The following is an 18,552-nucleotide window of genomic DNA, read 5'->3' on the forward strand; positions in this document are numbered from 1 at the left end:
GGGAGAGTTGCCACCAAGTTAAGCCTCGGCGGATACCCTAGTTAATTTCCAAGCAGAACACCATCCAGCCTGATAAGCATCATCTGTGACATCATCAATAACTATCAACCCATCTAATCCGATGTAGTAAGGTAAAGGACTACCAGTAATCCAGCCATATGCTATTGCTTCAGAGTCTCGTTCTTCAACGGTAAAAATATCTAAACTTTCTTCTAAAACATGGTATGGCAAATAACAACAAGGATACTCTCTAGTGGTAATTCGTTCTACAGAATATCTTTCCCACTTAAATTCAAATCCCTGTACTTGTCGATAATTATTGTCTAGCCAGTTATAAAGTCTTTTGCCGATTTCAAAAGCTTGAGATTCGCTGACACAGGCAAGCTTTGGAGTAAACATCTCACCATTAAAATGAACTGTAATATCCCAAAGTTCTTCCTCTTCAGTAAAATCTATATCCTCATCAACCTCAATAATCCCAGCTTTATATAATTCAGCAGGCACGACTCTTTTCTCCTATAACGCTATCTTTAGACGCAACAAAAGGCGATCGCAAAATGCTACGCCAGTGTTCCATCAGTACAAACGAAAAATGCTTGACTATCTACCGAGAGTGGATCACATCTGCCAATAACTCAATCCCTTTGCTGTGCAATATAGTTCTTTACAGCTTCAGTTGAAATGTTGCCAGCAGTTCAACCCCTAACCGCTATCTTAATGGAGCAAGAGGACTCCGTGCGACCTAAAATGGTCAATTGAAACTACCACAATCTACGTTACCTGTCTCACCTACACCCAACCCGCAACCAGCTAAATTTAATCTCATGTCTCAACTTCAGCAGACCAATTTAAGAAAGCTTTTTTACTTTTGACCCGTTGGGGAAAATAGGGGGAGGTTACAGCGTTTATTTGATAAGGTGATCGTCTTTTTCCCTAAAAAATTGCAGTTAACAGCCTGAGCGATGGCGTTCCGCCCACCAGAGGTGATCGCCGTTCTAATGTAATAATCAGTAGTCAGATATCTGAGTATCCGCATACTCGCAAAATGGCTGATGCCTAACGTCAAGGCTAATACGCTTGCTTTGTGATGTAACTTAAATCCACCAGGGAGGTACTGCCCCTCCTGTTGCCGCGTTATCAGCACGGTGCTTCACTTTTTAGCCTCTGGTGGAAGGCGGAAGATGGAGGAATCGAACCCCCAGGTGTGACCCTGCTCTAGTTTTCAAGACTAGTTACCCTCCCTTGAGTAGCATCTTCCATATAGAACCCATTTGGGATCTATGAAGTAGCTAATCTTCGGAGCATAAGTCTGACAAAACAGAGATGAATTTTAGTCGTCGCATTCTCCAAAGTTCTTTCAAAATTTTTGACCAAGCTTTTACAGCGTTCCATCCAAGCATTACTTCTTTCAATGACCCATCTGGCTTTAACTGGTACAAAACCAGACTTTCCTTTCTGGACTTTTTCCGACTGGGATGGCTTGGGAGACAATTGAAATTGAATTTTACTCATGATTTGAGGATAAATTTTGACTAACTCTGCTTCGAGAAAGTCAGGATGATAACCGTTGTCTAAAAGGATTGTCGTTTTAGGTAGTTCCACAGGTTTGAATTTGAAGAAGTCGATATGAATTGTCAACATCTCAATCAGCCCTTGGTCATCAGAAATATTCGCCTGAGTACAGTGAGTAAAAAAGGGAAAGCCGAGAATATCTACTGCAAGATGCCTTTTTATACCGTTAGTGGACTTGTAAAAACAAAACCCCTTGGTTTCGATACTAGCGTTACAAGTATTTTTGACTGCTTGGGAATCGATCATGATCAAGGTAGTCCAAAGTGGCTTTCTTCCTTGTTTTTCTCGGACTCTGTGATGTAAAATCTCCATGATATCCTCAATCAATCCATCACTTCGCCACTGCTTGTAATGCCAAAAAACTGTGGAATAGGGCGGCAAATCCTTCGGTAAGTCAGCCCAATTGCAACCATTTTTCAGTTGATAAAAGATGCCATCTAAAATTTGTCTTTTACTCCATGTAGGTGGACGAGTCAGCTTCTTTTTAGGTAATAATGGTTCAATAATTAACCACTCTTCATCTGTTAAACTGCTTAAATACATAAGTGATAAAAAATACTGCTATAATAACAGTATACTAGATCCCAAATGGGTTCTATATTCCGTTGCTAATTGGGATTTCAAGGCTTCTCCACTGAGACTAGACAGAATAGGTGTAGACGATACAGGGAGATTAACAACAGATGATACTTTTGGCAATTGGAACTGAGCTAAAACTGGATCATGGTCACTTAAAGGTTTTGGTTTATTAACATTGACGTGAACGATATCAAATTTTACAGATGTATTATTGGACAAATTCTGGCTGACTAAAATATAGTCAAGCTGTTGAAGACGATTACGGAATTTATAGGTATATCGGTCATTCTCCTCTAGTAAATCAGAAAGATTTTTCAAGCCAGACTTTTGCAGAGCCTTGATAGTTTCTGAATCGTTTAAATCATTTAAATCCCCTGCTACAATTACATTTGCATTGTTATCTTCAGCCAATATTTTCCGAGTAAAGTCACCTACAATATTTGCTTGGTTTAATCTTTGTGTATCATTATCATCTCGTTGGGAAACAAAGTGATTACCAACAACAAAGAGAGAGTTGTTGTTGAATATAAACTCAGCAGCGAGGGGTTTACGACTACGCTTAAATGCCGAATTTGTTGGATCTATTCGAGCTGGATTGAGAGACAATTTAGGTCCATCTAACACGGAAACAGTATCTATAGCTGTTCCAACTGTCCCTGCTGCTAGGCTTACTCGTTGTGGTTGATATAAGTAACCTACTCGAATATTTCCGCCTGGTTCACCGCCATCAGCGTTTCTTTCAGGCGCAATATCAAAGGCAATATATTCGGGGCCACCTACACTTTTAATGGCATTGATTAATTTATTGTAAGTTTCTGTAGCTTCTACGATTTGTGAGTTTTGAGAACCGTCATTGTCTTGAATTTCTGTAAGAACTATGATATCTGGAGCAGCTAAATTCTTAACAATTAATTCACTTAAGGGTACGAAGCGTTCTGTATCTCCTGGATCTAGATTTTCTACATTGAAACCTGCTACTGTCAATAAATCTTCTCCAGATTTTAAAGCTGTATTTTCACGATTGTCTTGAGGTTCAGGTACTAATTCTTCTGGTTGTGGTCTTGTCGGTTGAGAGGAAATCACTCGGCTGATATATTTCTCTACAATCCATCTTTCTTGACCATCTGGTAGTTGAATTTCTACCCAATTCCCATTTTTAGCAGTTGTTACTACTTTAGCAACTGTTCCATCTAAGGCACGTCCGATTAAACTGGATGAGGAGGTTTGATGAAGAGGTACACCAAGATTTGATGTAGCTTTCAACTCTACTTGCTCACCGGATACAACATCTATCGCCCAAGCCGGAGTCGCAATTAGGACTACTGATAGCAGTAAGCCAACCAAAAAACTAATTATTTTTTTCACTGTCATAAATCGAGCCGAATCCACTTGTACAATTTACTTCTTTAAAATTCCCTCTCAACAGTATTGATTCCTGATTTAGTGAGAAAAAGAGAACAGAAGCGTTCAATTACAAGAGAGTGAAAAAGGAATAGATACTTACTGCTGCTGTGCTGTGCTTATTGGAACAACAATCCGAGGAATTGCTGCTCTGGGTATCTTGACAACAACATTGGTGAATGCGATCGCTGTAGTTCACTGCACCAAGTAACGGAATTGCTACAATCGAATCAATTGAAACTGCAAACTATTTTTAGCAGGTATGTCCAGTTTTTGGTTTTGGGAAAAAGATTCGGTTGAATACGAAATTTTCAAGAAATATGAACGGGCATTAGTTAGCATTGGAGTAAACTTTTCCCTTGAGCAAGTCCAAGAAGCATTGGAAGTTTGCACTTATGGGCTAGAAGATGCCTTTAGAAGCACAATCGACTATGTGCTTTGGTTGCAAAAGAATGAAAAACAGGTTTTCCCTAATGCCATTTTGATTAGTGCGCTGCAAGAACAATGGAAGCCAAAGGCATGGAAAGATGACTATCTGGAACTGCCCCTGTTGGAGTCACCGGGACAAAAGTGGTGGAATGCCGCAGCCAAAATGTGGGGGTATGATGTACGTAATCGCCTTGTTGCTAATGTTTTTTATGACAACGGTACAGAGTTCATCAAATTCACCAACGGCAAAGAAATTACTGTAGATACTGCGTGGCGTTGGGAGTGGGAACGGGTGCTGAAATATGCCACTAATCAATAGCTCCGGCTAATCATCCCTGCACCGGAAACCGCCGCATCATCTCTGCCAACTCGACAGCCGCACCATCCGCCGTATACACAACCTCACCCGACATCGCAATCACAATCCTGTTTTTCCTCGCCCATTCAAACCAATCCTTCACAGCAGATTTGACCTGCGCTGACTCCGGTTTCCTGCCTTCCTTACAGGCAGCCACAAACACAGCTTCCGGTGACTTAATCCCTTTCCAAGTCCGTAAGGCTTCTTTGAGATAGGCGATCGCACCCGGTACATTTTCCCAGTACCGCCTGACTGTACGCTGAATTTCTGAATTGAGGCGAAATCTTTTTTTACGTACAAACACTAAACCTTTAGTATAAAAAATAATTTATACTAAATAAGCAGTAAATAAGTATTTAAATTTTCCAACTTAAACAACACTAGAAAGGATTATTCGTAATCGTGAAAAAATAAATGAAGTTTGGAAATAGTTAAATAATTAATAATTACGAGCAAAGTAGTTAAACCTATCTAATAATATCCTACTTATTAATTTTATGGGATGGTACTATGATGGCAGAGGAAACCCTTCGCCCTCTATAAAAGCAAGCCAAAGAGCAGCGCGTCGGGCTGCTCGTGAAGCTGCAAAAGCTCGTCGTAATCTAGAACGATTCCAACGTAAAAGAGAAGCAGAACAACGGCATAAACAACGCCAGTCTGCTCTCCTTATGAGAGAACTGGCAAAGGAATCAAAACTTAGAGCAAAAATGCAAGAATTAGAACTTGCTAAATATGAAGTGCAAGTTTATGAAAACCGTATAGATTGCCTTCTATCAGTACATAAAGAATGCAGTGAAGAATGGGATTGGGTTCTAATTCGCAATTCTCAGCCACCCATTAAACCTGAAAAGCAAAATACGCATGAAATTGCTGCTCAACTTAAATTATCTCAATATAAGCCTACACTTTGTGATAAGTTATTTAGACGTGTTAAAGGTAAGCAAACCATCTTAGCAAATGATGTAGATGAAGGAAGAAAAACAGACATCTTAAATTATAATACTGCAATTTCAGAATATAAAGAAGATTATGAAAATTGGCAAAATCTAGTTGAGTTATCAAAACAGATTATTACAGGCGATATTGAAGCCTATATGGATGTAATTGATATGGAAAAACCCTTCGACGATATTTGTGAGTTAGGCTCTATGATTGAATTTGACATCATTGATAGCTCAACCTTGGGTGTTACAGTTTATGTAAATAGTGAAACTTCTATTCCTTCTGAAATCAAAAGTTTAACGAAAACGGGTAGACTTTCAACAAAAAAAATGCCAAAAGCGAGATTTTATGAAATATACCAGGACTATATTTGTGGTTGTGTATTACGAATAGCTAGAGAAATGTTCGCTTTGTTGCCGATTGAAACAATTTTAATTACAAGCATTGGTGAACTATTTAATTCTCAAACAGGCCATACTCAAAAACAATCAATTCTATCTGTAGCTATTCCTAAAAACATTTTTGTAAAACTTAATTTTGATAGTCTTGATCCATCAGATTCAATGTCTAACTTCTTGCATAGAATGAAATTTCAAAAAACAAAAGGTTTTATGCCGATTGAGGCACTCAGCATATCAGAATTGAAGAGTCAATAATTATTAGCTATTTTAAGCATTGCTACTCATCCCACTTCACCAACACCCCATCCACCGCAACCAATCCCCACTGTGGACACTTCGCCACCAGTTTCTTGATCACAATCCTCAAAGCAGAGTCATCCGCCCAACACTCCATCAAAAACTCATCCCCTGGATTTTCGAGCATTTGTTCCGCCATCTTGAGTTTCTGCATCTGCCCTGGCTACATCTTTGACTTTACTGCGATCGCTCCTCAGTTTTGCTATCACTCCCCCACCGGACACCGCCGCATCATCTCCTGCAAGCTCACCGCCTCCCCCTCTGCCGTATACACAACCTCACCCGACATCGCAATCACAATCCTTTACCGCCTCGCCCACTCAAACCAATCTTTCACAGCAGATTTAACCTGCGCGGATTCAGGTTTCCGTCCCTCCTTACACGCAGCCACAAACACAGCCTCCGGTGACTTGATACCCTTCCAAGTCCGCACTGCCTCCTTCAAATACGCGATTACACCCGGTACATTCGCTTAATACTGCTTGATTGTACGCTGAATCTCTCCGTTTAACCTAAACTGCGGGGTACAGGGCATATCCCGCAACTGCTGCAAAACTTCCTGAACCTCCTGCTGACTCGGCTGTACTGATTTTTCTTGTGGCTCAGGCAGCGATCGCTTTCGGTCTTGCCACCCTGCTTTACTCTCGCTCCCATTGCATCAACTCGTCATCCACAACCACATAACCCCACTGCGGACACTTCTGTACCAATCCCTTAATCACAATTTGCAAAGCAGGGTCATCCGCCCAACACTCCAGCAGAAACTCAAAATCAGGTTTCTCCCTCAGCACCCCCGCCATTTTGAGTTTCTCCATCCGCCAAGAACGCGCTTTTAATCGTGCAGCAATGGACTCGCTTGACCATTTATCAGGCTGTAGCGGTGCAGAACTTTGGTCAACATAATCAGCTTTGTCCTCATCACCTGAAGTTTCATCACTGGAGGCAACAGGCGCGGCGGAACAGAGTCCTTCACGACAATTTCCAGCCTCACCACCCAAATCCTCATTTTCTCCCACCAACGTAGCGGATTGACTCTGTACAGCATCCACAAGCGTCAGCGTTGTGCAGTCCGTTACCGTAGGTAACTCTTCTTCCTTCTCTTCCACGCCTTCCAAGGACTGAGGCGACGCATCCCCCAAGGATGCGTTGCTTGCCGCCGAAGGCATCGCCGCCTCATCATCATGCGAAAATTCGTTTGGCGTGGAAGAACTAACTACCTTACCAACAACCTTAGTTGGTTGTTGGTAGGTAGTTAAAGAGTTGTTAGAAACGTTGTTAGGTTTTTGAAAGCCTTGCAAATCCTGACTTTTTTGACCATTCTTTTGGAATTGTTCCAAATCAGGCTGTAATTGTTCCACGTCGGAATGGTTTTGATTCGCTTCAGCGTGGTTAATTTCCTCCTCAGCTTGGACAGCTTTCTCGCCACAAGAATTGTTTTCCTCAGATGTGGACGATTCCCAATAGAAGCGATTGTAATAACCGTGCAGATTACGTACCCGATAACCAATCAGCCCAGGTCTACCAGATGGCAAACGGCCAAACACTTCCTCATACTGGAACAAACCCTGAGCCGTCAACGCTGCACCCGCTTTCTGGAATGACTTGTAGGTGAGGTTGGTGTCCAACTTGTGAGCCGCCCCACCAAATTGTTCTGCTGCAACTGAATCTAACCACAACTGCTGCACACAAGGGGGTTGCTGCCTCACCCAGTTGATATCCTCAATCGAGATTTTACAGTGGGGTCTAACTGATTTTTCCTCTGAAGACTTGCGATCGCCTTGCTGGTGTCCACCTCTGATTGCCTTTAATGCTGTAGCCATAGTATTCCTCTAATTTTGAGCATGACAATATGGGCGGTACTGCGTTCAGTCCGCGCGTTTTTTGTTTGTTCTAACTAAGCGTTATTAATCGCGTAAAAGCCGTAACTCATCCTTGAAATATCGGTCTGTTTTCTTGGGCTTATCTTGCCAATGCTCCCAAGCCACCCACACCTCATCCCCCAAGTCTTCGATGACTTCACCTTTGGCGTTATACAAAGCACAGTAGGGATCAGCATGGGCAACGATAGATCCAAGCCCGATAGTGGGAGGTTGTGCAGATTTTTCCAACGTAGTGATTAAGTCAACTTCTTGCGGTGTCAATTCCGCCAGATAGTCTGCTTTAATGACCTCATACTCAGTAGCCACTTCCAGATAATCCCACCAGCTACACCCAGGTTTAGCCAGTACACGCCGAATATCATTGACTGCTTGGGGAATGAGTTGCAATTGTTCGGCACGAAATGCGATCGCACTTTGTGTTGGTTCACTGCCCAAAAGCAAAGCCGCAGCTTCCAACGCTTTGGTGTTGTTCATAGCACTGGCCAGATTACCCAAAGCTATACCCATCAACCGTAAGCATTCTTGGGGATTTTCTTTGGGTGGCTCTTGTGCAAGCGATCGCAAATCAATGGTTTTTTCTAGAGCTTGCTTAACTTGCTTGTTCAAAACTTTGGTCGCCTGTTGCGTCATGGTATTCCCCCACTGTTGCGAGGGACGTTCTTGTACAGCGTTCTCTAACTCCTGAATCCGTTGTTGTAGTCGCTGGTTTTCCAGTTCTAGCTGCCTCAGTCCCTCCATCTCATCCAGCCGTTGTTGTAACTGAATATTTTGCTCCTTCTGCTGTTGAAACAGTTTCTGCACAGAGGAAAGTTGTTCTTGTACCTGTTGTTCGGCTTTAGCAGCAGCTTCCGCCTGTAAACCAATCCTCAAGTCTTGCTCCAGCCGTTCCAATTCTTGCTGATGTTGCTGCTTGAGTTGTGCGATCACCTCAGAATATTCTTTGGGGTATGTGCGCTCACTAGTAAATGACACAATTGCGTCATTACTCAAAGGGGTCAAATCAGCATTATTGACCAACAGCTTCTCACCATCAGCAAATGTGACAATCTGCTGAGTCGGGTTAGGCGGGTCTGCCTCAATTACTCCCCCTTCTCCACATCTAGGGTGAGATTGTGATGAAACCTTGACCGAATGACACAATTGCGTTTGATTGTTCTCATTTTCTGTAAGCCGTTTAGCGATTGGTGCAACTTGTTGAACTGCTTTGGCAAAGTCTGCGGCAGTAGGGAAGGGTTTTTCTTTAGCTGCGATCGCAACGGCTTCGTGTAACTTGTCGGGAGTTTTGACCAGTTTTAGTAAGGGTCGAGTTTGGGAGGGTTTGGTAATTTTGTCCTTGAGTTCGTCGGGGAGAGTATCAACAACTTTCTTGGCTGCTAGTAAATCTTTGACCCTGCGGTATCCCCCGTATTTGGTCAATTCTTGGTCACAGTAAGTATCAAAGCTTTTATACCCAGCCTCTTTGTAATAGGAGTTATCGAGCATCAGCCGTAATTCTTCTATGGCTTGCCACTCAAAGCGGTCTATGGCAGCGAAGGTTTCTTTGATGCTGGTGTTGAGAATGCTGTAGCTGGGTACTGATATTTGTTCGCGGTCTAGTGTCAGCATGGTTATTGCCCACTATTGGTAAATGCTGGAAACAGTCAGGAAGGCAATTTCACCAAAGTGAACATTTAGCTGATCTGGCGGGTTACACCCTAAATGTGTCAGCATTATAGTTAGCTCACTTTGTCGTAAACGGATTGAGCAGGCGATCGCATTGCTTGGTCGGCGGGCGATCGCTTCTAGCTATTGTGCTATTTATCTAAAGATAATTTTAGTAGTTACTCCAATTGTTAGTTGCAAAAAATACAGTTACTACATTTGTATACTAATGAGGCAATAACGTTTGCTTTATGCTAACCGCATCATTAGTAGAAAATTTATTCCATCTCTTGCACTAAAGCAGCTTTAACTTCAGCATCAAAATTTACACCAAGGGCATCAGAAAGCTTACGTAAAGTTTCACGCGGTAAAGACTTGGCATCTTCTGTTTCTATACGATAGAGATTCCCAACACTCATACCAGCTTGAGCTGCTACCCAAGTTGGAGATAGTCCCTTAGACTCTCTAATCTCTCTAATCCGAGTGCCTAAACCAGGCAAATCAACCGACAAAGTAACTTGCATTAAGTTCATAACTTCACTTCTCCATTAATGTAAGCAAATCATAGCGTTTATTTCCTCCATTTTCAAGCTTTACTTAATTAGCTTTACTTATTTAGTGAGACTTTACAAGTGCAACTTATTAAGTTACACTATAAAACATAGGGGCAAGGGAAAGCAAACTGCCTACACCCGGACACAACAAAGGGTTTGCACTACAGAACTTTGACAGCACAATCCAAAGTGACCGCTTGATGAGTAACCGAGGCACTGGCGCAACCAGAGAAGGCGATGGGTACACAGATGGGAAATGGATTTGCACTTAATAAATGATTAACAAAAGACGTTAGACGATTAGCTTTTGACGTTGTTAAAGCTGTACACGTCCCCTGATGCTGCCGTCTGCTGTCTTGATAATGCTCTTAGCAACTAGCTTTGATGGCTACGCCAAATCTTTTTGAGAGCGTTGTGCTAAACCACAACGTTGTTTGCACACATAACAAAAGCGATCGCTCGGTCTGGACAACTTCTGCGATCGCCTTTTATCCAAGTGAATGGAGATCAACATTATGACTTACATTGCAAATAGACTGCAAGCAACCGAAGAACAAACCATTGCCCAAGCTGAACTCGACTTGCACATCGTAGACCAAGCCAAAGCTGTAGCACCAGAAAAACTGACCACAGTCGAGATTAACTCCCAACATTACGAAATTTACGCAGGCAAACGACTTATCGCATATATCACCTATGACCAAGGTGAATTTGTCACCCAACGCTGGATAGTTATGGTAAGCGGTGTTGAGGTTTTTCGTTACACCACTCTCACCAGATGCCAACGTTACGTTCAATGGCATCATAAGGACGGTACGCTCAATCTACCAGTCTCAGGCGAAACTCAAGAAGTCCCTACCATTTCCGAAATCTGTTTCTATGATCACGAAGCCTTGGTAAGTGGTGAATTAGTTGCCAGCATTGGCTTTGACTCGGAGAATCACGAAAACTTGTATTGGCGAGTCATGGTCAACAACATCGAGATTTTCCGCGACTCCACAGCCCCCAGATGCCACAGTTACGTCAAGCAGCATTACCAGCAAGGCACATTACCAGTACAACAGCCATTTGCAGAACCCTGCACAACTGGCAATGAAATCATGGCTCAGATTGCCGATGAATGCGAAAAGTACGGGCTGGAATTACTGGACGATGGGGTGTACCGTAATGATACAAAACTGGGTGAAGTAGGTTGCACAGATGAACAATGGTGGTTTATCCGAGCCGGAGAATCCCAGGAGAAAGTACCATGTGACTCGGCGATGGATGCTGTGTATTGGCTATCGATGGTGGATGCTGTTAAAGCTTTGGATTACGAACAATTGCTAGACCTGCCGTTTGAGATGTTGACGGCTCACGACTGGCAGAAGCTTTTTGAGTATCAGGCACATTCCGATTTATTAGCAGCGTAATTCTGACGCATAGCGATCGCGCTCACCCAACAAAGAGTGATCGCTTCCCCTTACACTCTCATCAATCATCAATTCATCATGCAACCCACAATTAGCATACCCAAGGACTGGGACTACCCACGATTCACTCTTGGTCAACTCACAAAGCAAGGACTGATCATCGGTATCCAATACTACCCTGCCGATACTTTCCTGGCTCACGAATATGGTCATTCTTGGCGTTATACGGTACTGCCTGACAAGCATTCTGAAGAAGTCCGCTATTGTTTTGACGACCACATTCAACAGTTTTCTCTGGCAGAACTACAGGAACAGCTACAGGCGAAGATTCAAGAGCATCAGCAGCAAATCACACTACTGCAAGCGCAATTGATGGAGGGATTGGGCGATGCGTAGAAATCACTCGGAAATCACAGCTAGCCAACTTTTGCACTCGCTACGACGCATGGGCGGTTTAGTTCCCTTGCACAGCGTTAGGTCTTCTCAAGCGGTGATCCAGGCATTACTGGATCGGGAATTAGTGCGGGTAACAAATACTGGGTGCGGATTTTTCTTACAGGTCACGGAGGAGAAATAAATGCAAGCAATCGAAATGTTGCAACAGTTTAACGAGTGTTATGTGAAGATTCAGGCGATCGCGCAATCAAAGGAATGGTTGGAACTAGCGAATCGGCAGGACGTTGACCCAGATATGAAGACGCATTTAGGCGATGTGCTGCATTATCTGGGTGAGGCTATGAGTTGTATTGAGCCGTTTGTTGAGGTTAGGGTAACTCAAAACCAAGTATCCTAAGTTACTCCTGAGCTTGCTGCTGTTGCAATTGTTGCACTTCTTCTACTGGTAAGCCAGTCAATCTAGCGATCGCATCAACAGTCATGCCCTCGGCTAACAGGTTGAGAGCGATTTCACGGGCTTTTTTGTTACTTCCTTGTTCTTCAGCTTCATTTTGAATCATCTGGTAAATGACCGACTCACGCATGATGTCTCTCCTAAATAAGCCAGTTAAATATGCAAGCTAGATGTTTTTCAGCTTACTCTCTGCCTTTCTGCGATTCGATCTTCGTTATTCATTCGCAGCAGATAAACTGTAGTACGACCATTTGCCGTCAATCCCACGATGGCTAGTTCCGAAAAAGTGAAGTGTTCAGACCATTGTTGACTACGAGGATTATATAAAAAACTGAAAGCACCTGTTTGGGGATCAAAAGAGCCTAAATCCGTACCTTTGTGACGATTACAACGCCAGCAAGTAAGTGCTAAGTTTTCTGCATCTGTCTTGCCACCATGCTTTTCAGCAATAATATGGTCGATTTCATGTGGGAAGAACGCTACTTTAGTCGGTAGCAAGCAATACTCACATTTGTAATTAGCTCGTTCTTCTACTAAGCGACGCAGCGCAACTGGAATATAACTTAAACTCACGATTGACTGCCTAAATAAGCTAAATTACCCGTTTTAATCATGACCATCAAATGCTCAATCTTCTCGTACTCATCTAGTTCTTTTAATTCAACAGGTGTGAGTTCCCCAGCCTTAGAGCGTGTTACTAAAGTACGTAATCGCTCTTGCATTTGTGGAGTTGGCTGAAATTGTTCAATTTGTTCAGGAGTAGGGTTGCTTGATAGAAAGTCGAGAATATATCGATAAATTTCTGCGGGGATTGCTGGTTGTTGCAAACTTAAAGCCAGTAGCTCCGGTAAGCGATCGCCAACTTGTGCTAGTTGTTGAGATAATTCTTCGGATACTTCTAGGGTAATTTTTGGCATATAGCAGTTGGCTGACAATATGGAGTTAGTTAGTTGAACTAGGGTCTATCAAATTACTCAACAACTTAACATACTCCCACCATACTACTTTTCCACGCTAGGTTATTTACTACACTACTTTCTTAATCTTTCTCAATTCCAGTTGCTCTCCTTTTTTGTTACCGATTCACGCATGGTAATCCTTTGATAGAACAAGAAGTGTATTGCTTATTCGGATTGCTCAACGTCTGTCGTAACCAAGCTTTGCACCTGTTCGATTGTTAATCCAGTGACTTTAGCCACCATTTCGACAGGCATATTTTCTTTTAGGAGGTTAACAGCAACAAGACGAACACCTTCCTCAATACCCTCAGTCTTAATTGATTTATAAATGACTGACTCGCGCATAATGTCCTTCCTGAATAAACGCTCAATCGCTTCTTCTTCCAATACTAACCCAGCAAACCAATTCGCAATGACGCTCGATGACTCGCTACCGCTACGCTAACGCAATGGACTAACGTCCCGCTCCGCTAACGCAATTCGCAGTTATTAAGTAGGAGTAAAAAGCATGAATCAAAATATTAGTATTGCTGATAGAACAAAAGCCTTGGCAATCAGAATAGTTAAAGCTTGTACTTTCTTAAATGAAAAACCTGGAGTTTGCCGAACATTATCAAACCAATTACTACGTAGTGGTACTTCCATTGGTGCTAACGTTAGAGAAGCCCAATCTGCTCAATCCGATAAAGATTTTCTTAACAAATTAGAGATTGCACTTAAAGAAGAAAGAGAAACTGAATATTGGTTAGAAATATTAATAGAAGCAGAATTGGTTGACAAAACTAAGTTTGATTTTCTGCTTCAAGAAACCAGAGAATTTGGAAAAATCTTAGTTACATCTACTAGAAAAATCAAGGATAAAATCAACAAACTAAATTAATTGCGAATTGCGTTAGCGGAGCGGGACGTTAGTCCATTGCGAATTGATTATGGCTGATAACCTTAAGAATTTATCTAGTAAAGAATAGCTGCGCTAAAAATCATTGAGAAATTGGAAATACTTCACATGGAAATCAAAACCATCTCCGTAACCTATCAGCGCAAGTTTAACTTAGGTGATTACGAATCTGTAGAAGTGGGTTGTTCTTTGTGGGGGCAGATAGACCCAGAAGAAGACGCTGAAGGTGCAACACAATTTCTATTTGAACAAGCAAAAGAATCAGTAAAAAAAGCAGCAATGCCACTGCTGAAAGCATCTCAATACCAGATGAATAAATACAAACAATCTGCAAAGCAGATAAATAATGATAATTTGGAGAATTTCTAATGGGTGAAATTAAGTTGGGTTTAGGGAATCCACCATTGCCGATTTATCTGTATGTAGATAAAGAAGTGGCTGATAACTATACTTATGCTTGGCATCATTATGACCCTCAACAAGACAAAAAGACTCTTGTCGCAGACAGAGCATTAACCGGATATATCAGTGAGATAAAACTGACCAGTAAGGATTTCAAGGGGAAAGAAAACTTGAAATTGGATATTGTTGTTCTTGCGGATGAGCTATATGTTATTAGAAGTGGGATTGAGACTATTTTCACTAAGTCCTTTCTACTGGCAGCATCTCTCATAGAGGACTACAACAAGCCACTGACAATCGTTGCAAATCCTGGTGATGAAAAGGTAGTCTTTTGTAGTATCTTTAATCCCCAAATAAGACAAAGAATCCGCTACCAATGGGATGCAAATGCTGATTTTGCTGGCATGATTGAACGCATTCAAATAAGACTATCAACTAATCCAAAGTATGAATTGGAAGAAGAAGTCTCTTCCACAGCATCACCCTCAATCAACCCAAAATCTGCGGAGGTACATCCCCAAGATTTGCGGGTGAAACAAGTCCGCACTCTGATGGATTATCCGATTGATTTAATTCGGGAGTGGCTTCAATTTCAGGATGCAAAATTCCCCAGTCAACTTCCCGCAAGCAAGGTTGATCAACTAGTGAAAACCATTTGCTTGGCTTGGGCGGCGGATAAAGCTGACCCTTACCGTGCTGAAACTTCTTATGAGCAGCAGGTGTTGGGTGCTGTTGCATCTGGAACTGATGAAATACAAGCTATTGAGGGATGGATGAATTATGTTGCAGGCTTGATAACTCCTGTCAGTTCTCGGTAGATATTTAAAATAAGCAGCTTTTAGAGGCTGCTTATTTTTTGAAGGAGGCACATGAAGCTACTAATAATAGACACCGAAACCGCAGATACCGAAAACACTCTGTGCGAAATCGCCGCCACACTGTATGAAGTTGGCGAATATTCGGGAGCGATCGCCAGCATCTCTACTTTGATTCCAGTCGATTCCAACAACGCTCAAGCTATCAACGGAATTGCGCCGCCACTAACCCAAGCTGCACATCCTATATACAAAAGCGCACTAGCTTTTTTGAGAGAGATGGCGGATATCACTGACTATGCGGTGGCTTTTAATGCGGAGTTCGATTTTGGCGTGGTTAATCAATTCCTTCCTGATTTGATTTCAGTCCCCTGGCTGTGTGCAATGAGGGATTTTGATTGGGGATACCACAGTATTAATTCGCACGGTGGTTACAAGCTGACTGACCTCGCCCTTTGGCTGGGGATTGGTATCAGCACTGTCCACCGGGCTGGGGACGATGTGCGGTTGTTGGTCGAGTGTTTGAATCGTCACAAAAACTTACGACAGTTGATTGAGGATGCGATCGCTTTATCTCAATCTCCGATGCTAGAAATCAAAGCCCTGGTCACTTACGAGGATCGCCACAAAGCAAGCAAGGCTAAGTTTGCTTGGGATGGAGATCGCAAAATTTGGTACAAATCAATCCGTGAATGCCTTTTGGATGATTTTGTGAAAACGCTGGATTTTGATGTGAGCGTTGTTTGAGCCGGGTGAAAACAGTAGGTCGTTATTGTGATTTCTGTGGGTAATGATGAAATAAATAAGGAGGTAACAAATGCACTCAGAATTTTTTGGAAAAACAGTGATAGGTATTCCCTATGAGCAATGGCAACGTATGTTGGTGAATCGATTTTATGTGGTGCAGTTGATCAACTTAGAAACCAATAAAAGAGAAGTTCACATTTTATCTAATTCTGCCCTCAAAACTTACTTTCCTCGTCATTGGAAGGAGTTAACAACAAAGTTAGGAGAAAAGTCTACATGGTTTCCTGTTAAAAGGCGTAAAAATTACGTAATCACAACAACAGTATTAGAAAGTTGTGGCTAATTCACTGAACTTATTAACTTATTCCCAAAAGCAGTTTTATACTGTCTTTTTTTTCTTTTTTTAATACCTAAAACTAATGAACAAAATTACCCACCAACTGACCGAAACAGAACATTTAGAACGAATTCAAAAAATTGAAATAATCACCCGTAGGCGACGCACAATGAAGCGAAAAATGCACAGGTCACTGAACCAAACTCTGACAAAGTTTGCGCTTTATTCGATTGTGACCACTGGGTTTTTGGGAGTAGCAGCAATGGGTTGCTGGGGATTAGAGATTATCGCTGCTAATTCCAATTCTACGAGTATTAGTCAATACCAGTGGCAGGCACGAAAGAATGTTTGTTTGGGTGGGATGTTGGTAGGTTTATCGGGGTTTTTGGGTAGTGCGCTGTTGGGTGCTTGTGTGGGTTTTGATGAGAATTAGTTAGGAGGATTACTACCATTGCGCTCGCGGAGGTATTGCAAAATCTGATTTACTTTCCTCTGGTGACGGTTCGATCATGCCGATAATTTTTCACCAATCGCTTGATGAATGATTTGCTGCTTAAGCGAATCTGCGGCTACTACGGCAATAGTTTCCCAATCTTGAGGAGTCAATAAAATTTCTAACGATTCACGTAATACTTCTCGGTTAGAGATGAACTCTTCGCCATAAAGCTCATCTCTTCCTAAAATCATTACAATATGTTGTCTTACTTTTGGTGTAGGCAACCTTAATTTTTCAAGTATTCTCTCTCTTGCAGTTTTAACGGCTATTTTTGTAGCTGTACCTAAATTCCAGTCATTAATTAGCAACCGGACTTCTTTATTCAGAGAGATACGTAATGTTGTTAAACGCCCCAAAAGTTCACCCGTTAGCATGAGGTCGCCAAATGCACTTCCCCAATTTAATCCAGCACCAATATTACCGCCAACAAGCTCTTCAGACTCCACAGCTTGCCGTAACCAAGTTTCATCAAGTAATAAATCCATTGGGTTGTTTTGACCAGGGTGATCATGATTCTTATTAAATTCGTGCTGATTCATTTACCTAACACCTGATTCAGAAGAACGCCAAATCCCATACTCAAAGTAAACTAAATCGTCATAATCTTCATCTTCACCCAAGTCCATCATGCCTTGGCGATCGTAAAATTTTTCTACCCCTGGTAGTGAGTGTAAACCCACTCTACCCTCAAAACCCAGTTCTAGACTACGGGTTCTAGCAAAGTTTAGTAAAGCAGTGCCAACACCTTTATACGTTGGTGGACGTTGGATCATTTCACGATTCCAAGGTGCAGAGGCAATGCCATCAACATAAACTAACCGTTCACCCTCTGCCAAGCGTGAACCGTGCAGTTGAGTTTCGATGATCATCAAACCTTGGGTTTCATTTTCGTACTCGACAGCATAACCTTCCCGATTGGGTTGTCTGCTGATGACAAACTGGAGCTTAAATTCCCAATCCCAAAACTTATCCTCTTGCCCGAATAATCGTAACTTTTCTTCCCACTGTAAGGTGTAATCGTCGGCGTGTTTTTGTGTTAGCTCCACTACATCTGCTTCCACGGTCATGCTATCTCGACCGCGAATTAGCTTTACGGTTGTTGGCATGACAATTAATTTTAATTTTGCAAAATAATTTTAATCGATTTGTTCATTTTCTCCTTCTGGGAACTCAATTTCACCATCCTCCATCAAACAACTCCAATCAATGCCATCAACATCAATGGATTCATCATATCCATCAGCTTTAAGTATTTGTTTGATTAATTCCTCTACGGGAATTTTGAGTATAGCTGCTTCTTGCCGCAAGTCTCTACAGACTTCAGAGAAGTTATCTGCGTTTGATACCCGATCAATTAAAATTGCTTCGGCCATACGAGTCTTAGAAACACCTCTAGTATGTCCCCACAGAGACAAACGAATTTCTTTGACGATAGGAAGATTGACCGGGAATCGGCGATCGCGTTTTCTGACCATGTGGAATTTATATAACAATACTTCCTAATTTTATCGGTTATTGGACACCATTTAGTATCTATTTAGGTTATTTTATGAATCTAAATGGTACAAATAAAGGAACGCCC

29 protein-coding genes and 1 tRNA gene are annotated in these 18,552 nt (G+C 42.0%); 13 read left to right on the forward strand and 17 right to left on the reverse strand.

Translation table 11 applies throughout. From position 1 onward, the window contains the following. Nucleotides 1-18: 18 nt before the first annotated feature. From L6494_RS27875 to L6494_RS27890, 4 genes are all read right to left on the reverse strand, one after another. Nucleotides 19-504 carry a hypothetical protein gene (locus tag L6494_RS27875; protein WP_237996483.1) on the reverse strand — a complete coding sequence of 162 codons (486 nt, stop codon included), beginning with the start codon at nucleotides 502-504 and terminating at the stop codon, nucleotides 19-21. A gap of 671 nt (nucleotides 505-1,175) precedes the next feature. Beyond that, nucleotides 1,176-1,258: transfer RNA gene (locus tag L6494_RS27880), tRNA-Ser, on the reverse strand. 20 nt (nucleotides 1,259-1,278) lie between these two features. Beyond that, nucleotides 1,279-2,115: an IS5 family transposase gene (locus L6494_RS27885; protein WP_237996485.1), complete on the reverse strand. Its 837-nt coding sequence runs from the start codon at nucleotides 2,113-2,115 to the stop codon at nucleotides 1,279-1,281. 18 nt (nucleotides 2,116-2,133) lie between these two features. Next, the gene (locus tag L6494_RS27890; protein ID WP_237996487.1) at nucleotides 2,134-3,522 is read right to left on the reverse strand and encodes an endonuclease/exonuclease/phosphatase family protein; all 1,389 of its coding nucleotides are present in this window, start codon (nucleotides 3,520-3,522) and stop codon (nucleotides 2,134-2,136) included. Between the two features lie 292 nt (nucleotides 3,523-3,814). Here L6494_RS27890 and L6494_RS27895 point away from each other — a divergent pair, with 292 nt between their 5' ends. Then, the gene (locus tag L6494_RS27895) at nucleotides 3,815-4,300 is read left to right on the forward strand and encodes a hypothetical protein (RefSeq protein WP_237996489.1); all 486 of its coding nucleotides are present in this window, start codon (nucleotides 3,815-3,817) and stop codon (nucleotides 4,298-4,300) included. Nucleotides 4,301-4,310: 10 nt separating this feature from the next. On the opposite strand, the gene L6494_RS27900 is transcribed toward L6494_RS27895, so the two are convergent. After that, a complete protein-coding gene (locus L6494_RS27900) occupies nucleotides 4,311-4,643 on the reverse strand; it encodes a hypothetical protein (protein WP_237996491.1) in 333 nt (110 codons plus the stop codon). 193 nt (nucleotides 4,644-4,836) lie between these two features. On the opposite strand from L6494_RS27900, the gene L6494_RS27905 reads away from it, so the two are divergent. Further along, on the forward strand, nucleotides 4,837-5,937 hold the full coding sequence (locus tag L6494_RS27905) for a hypothetical protein (RefSeq protein ID WP_237996494.1): 1,101 nt from the start codon (nucleotides 4,837-4,839) through the stop codon (nucleotides 5,935-5,937). Between the two features lie 22 nt (nucleotides 5,938-5,959). Here the strand turns inward: L6494_RS27905 and L6494_RS27910 are convergent, their stop codons facing one another. Then, nucleotides 5,960-6,118, reverse strand: a complete 159-nt coding sequence (locus L6494_RS27910; RefSeq protein WP_237996495.1) for a hypothetical protein — start codon at nucleotides 6,116-6,118, stop codon at nucleotides 5,960-5,962. Nucleotide 6,119: 1 nt separating this feature from the next. Between L6494_RS27910 and L6494_RS27915 the strand changes: the two genes are divergently transcribed. Next, nucleotides 6,120-6,455, forward strand: coding sequence for a hypothetical protein (locus tag L6494_RS27915; RefSeq protein WP_237996498.1), 336 nt, complete (start codon nucleotides 6,120-6,122; stop codon nucleotides 6,453-6,455). A 162-nt stretch (nucleotides 6,456-6,617) separates the two neighbouring features. Here the strand turns inward: L6494_RS27915 and L6494_RS27920 are convergent, their stop codons facing one another. The 4 genes from L6494_RS27920 to L6494_RS30925 all read right to left on the reverse strand — a co-directional run bounded on the left by L6494_RS27920 (nucleotide 6,618) and on the right by L6494_RS30925 (nucleotide 10,568). Beyond that, a complete protein-coding gene (locus tag L6494_RS27920) occupies nucleotides 6,618-7,799 on the reverse strand; it encodes a hypothetical protein (RefSeq protein ID WP_237996500.1) in 1,182 nt (393 codons plus the stop codon). 84 nt (nucleotides 7,800-7,883) lie between these two features. Next, nucleotides 7,884-9,464: a coiled-coil domain-containing protein 85 gene (locus tag L6494_RS27925; RefSeq protein WP_237996502.1), complete on the reverse strand. Its 1,581-nt coding sequence runs from the start codon at nucleotides 9,462-9,464 to the stop codon at nucleotides 7,884-7,886. A gap of 314 nt (nucleotides 9,465-9,778) precedes the next feature. Beyond that, nucleotides 9,779-10,033 (reverse strand): helix-turn-helix domain-containing protein, encoded by a 255-nt coding sequence (locus L6494_RS27930; RefSeq protein ID WP_012413141.1) that lies wholly within the window; start codon nucleotides 10,031-10,033, stop codon nucleotides 9,779-9,781. 409 nt (nucleotides 10,034-10,442) lie between these two features. Then, a complete protein-coding gene (locus tag L6494_RS30925) occupies nucleotides 10,443-10,568 on the reverse strand; it encodes a hypothetical protein (RefSeq protein ID WP_269139288.1) in 126 nt (41 codons plus the stop codon). Nucleotide 10,569: 1 nt separating this feature from the next. Here L6494_RS30925 and L6494_RS27935 point away from each other — a divergent pair, with 1 nt between their 5' ends. From L6494_RS27935 to L6494_RS27950, 4 genes are all read left to right on the forward strand, one after another. Next, nucleotides 10,570-11,466, forward strand: coding sequence for a hypothetical protein (locus L6494_RS27935; protein ID WP_237996503.1), 897 nt, complete (start codon nucleotides 10,570-10,572; stop codon nucleotides 11,464-11,466). 78 nt (nucleotides 11,467-11,544) lie between these two features. After that, a complete protein-coding gene (locus L6494_RS27940; RefSeq protein ID WP_237996505.1) occupies nucleotides 11,545-11,862 on the forward strand; it encodes a hypothetical protein in 318 nt (105 codons plus the stop codon). Beyond that, entirely contained in the window at nucleotides 11,855-12,043 is a 189-nt protein-coding gene (locus tag L6494_RS27945) for a hypothetical protein (protein ID WP_237996507.1), read from the forward strand. Before L6494_RS27940 ends, L6494_RS27945 begins: the two co-directional genes overlap by 8 nt. Further along, on the forward strand, nucleotides 12,044-12,259 hold the full coding sequence (locus tag L6494_RS27950; protein ID WP_237996509.1) for a hypothetical protein: 216 nt from the start codon (nucleotides 12,044-12,046) through the stop codon (nucleotides 12,257-12,259). It abuts the gene before it with no gap. A gap of 1 nt (nucleotide 12,260) precedes the next feature. Here L6494_RS27950 and L6494_RS27955 read toward each other — a convergent pair whose 3' ends face one another. The 4 genes from L6494_RS27955 to L6494_RS27970 form a co-directional block, all read right to left on the reverse strand. After that, nucleotides 12,261-12,446 carry a hypothetical protein gene (locus L6494_RS27955; RefSeq protein ID WP_237996511.1) on the reverse strand — a complete coding sequence of 62 codons (186 nt, stop codon included), beginning with the start codon at nucleotides 12,444-12,446 and terminating at the stop codon, nucleotides 12,261-12,263. 47 nt (nucleotides 12,447-12,493) lie between these two features. Further along, complete coding sequence (locus L6494_RS27960) at nucleotides 12,494-12,889, reverse strand: HNH endonuclease (protein WP_237996520.1); 396 nt, start codon at nucleotides 12,887-12,889, stop codon at nucleotides 12,494-12,496. Continuing rightward, on the reverse strand, nucleotides 12,886-13,233 hold the full coding sequence (locus tag L6494_RS27965) for a hypothetical protein (RefSeq protein ID WP_237996522.1): 348 nt from the start codon (nucleotides 13,231-13,233) through the stop codon (nucleotides 12,886-12,888). The genes L6494_RS27960 and L6494_RS27965 overlap by 4 nt, the downstream gene beginning before the upstream one ends. A gap of 207 nt (nucleotides 13,234-13,440) precedes the next feature. Further along, entirely contained in the window at nucleotides 13,441-13,662 is a 222-nt protein-coding gene (locus tag L6494_RS27970; RefSeq protein ID WP_237996524.1) for a hypothetical protein, read from the reverse strand. Nucleotides 13,663-13,783: 121 nt separating this feature from the next. On the opposite strand from L6494_RS27970, the gene L6494_RS27975 reads away from it, so the two are divergent. The 6 genes from L6494_RS27975 (at nucleotide 13,784) to L6494_RS28000 (ending at nucleotide 16,907) form a co-directional block, all read left to right on the forward strand. Continuing rightward, entirely contained in the window at nucleotides 13,784-14,155 is a 372-nt protein-coding gene (locus tag L6494_RS27975) for a four helix bundle protein (protein ID WP_237996526.1), read from the forward strand. A gap of 126 nt (nucleotides 14,156-14,281) precedes the next feature. Further along, nucleotides 14,282-14,542, forward strand: a complete 261-nt coding sequence (locus tag L6494_RS27980) for a hypothetical protein (protein WP_237996528.1) — start codon at nucleotides 14,282-14,284, stop codon at nucleotides 14,540-14,542. Then, entirely contained in the window at nucleotides 14,542-15,393 is an 852-nt protein-coding gene (locus tag L6494_RS27985; protein WP_237996530.1) for a hypothetical protein, read from the forward strand. The genes L6494_RS27980 and L6494_RS27985 overlap by 1 nt, the downstream gene beginning before the upstream one ends. A gap of 51 nt (nucleotides 15,394-15,444) precedes the next feature. Continuing rightward, the gene (locus L6494_RS27990; RefSeq protein ID WP_237996532.1) at nucleotides 15,445-16,137 is read left to right on the forward strand and encodes a 3'-5' exonuclease; all 693 of its coding nucleotides are present in this window, start codon (nucleotides 15,445-15,447) and stop codon (nucleotides 16,135-16,137) included. Between the two features lie 70 nt (nucleotides 16,138-16,207). Continuing rightward, nucleotides 16,208-16,480 carry a hypothetical protein gene (locus tag L6494_RS27995; protein WP_237996534.1) on the forward strand — a complete coding sequence of 91 codons (273 nt, stop codon included), beginning with the start codon at nucleotides 16,208-16,210 and terminating at the stop codon, nucleotides 16,478-16,480. Between the two features lie 76 nt (nucleotides 16,481-16,556). Further along, entirely contained in the window at nucleotides 16,557-16,907 is a 351-nt protein-coding gene (locus tag L6494_RS28000) for a hypothetical protein (RefSeq protein WP_237996536.1), read from the forward strand. 74 nt (nucleotides 16,908-16,981) lie between these two features. On the opposite strand, the gene L6494_RS28005 is transcribed toward L6494_RS28000, so the two are convergent. Genes L6494_RS28005 through L6494_RS28015 form a run of 3 tightly spaced genes read right to left on the reverse strand, consistent with a single transcriptional unit; the run spans nucleotide 16,982 to nucleotide 18,445 of the window. Then, complete coding sequence (locus tag L6494_RS28005; protein ID WP_237996538.1) at nucleotides 16,982-17,509, reverse strand: hypothetical protein; 528 nt, start codon at nucleotides 17,507-17,509, stop codon at nucleotides 16,982-16,984. Then, nucleotides 17,510-18,076 carry a GNAT family N-acetyltransferase gene (locus L6494_RS28010; RefSeq protein WP_237996540.1) on the reverse strand — a complete coding sequence of 189 codons (567 nt, stop codon included), beginning with the start codon at nucleotides 18,074-18,076 and terminating at the stop codon, nucleotides 17,510-17,512. A 30-nt stretch (nucleotides 18,077-18,106) separates the two neighbouring features. Continuing rightward, nucleotides 18,107-18,445, reverse strand: a complete 339-nt coding sequence (locus L6494_RS28015; protein WP_237996541.1) for a hypothetical protein — start codon at nucleotides 18,443-18,445, stop codon at nucleotides 18,107-18,109. Between the last annotated feature and the right edge of the window lie 107 nt (nucleotides 18,446-18,552).

The organism is Nostoc sp. UHCC 0870 (assembly GCF_022063185.1).
Taxonomy (GTDB): Bacteria; Cyanobacteriota; Cyanobacteriia; order Cyanobacteriales; family Nostocaceae; genus Trichormus.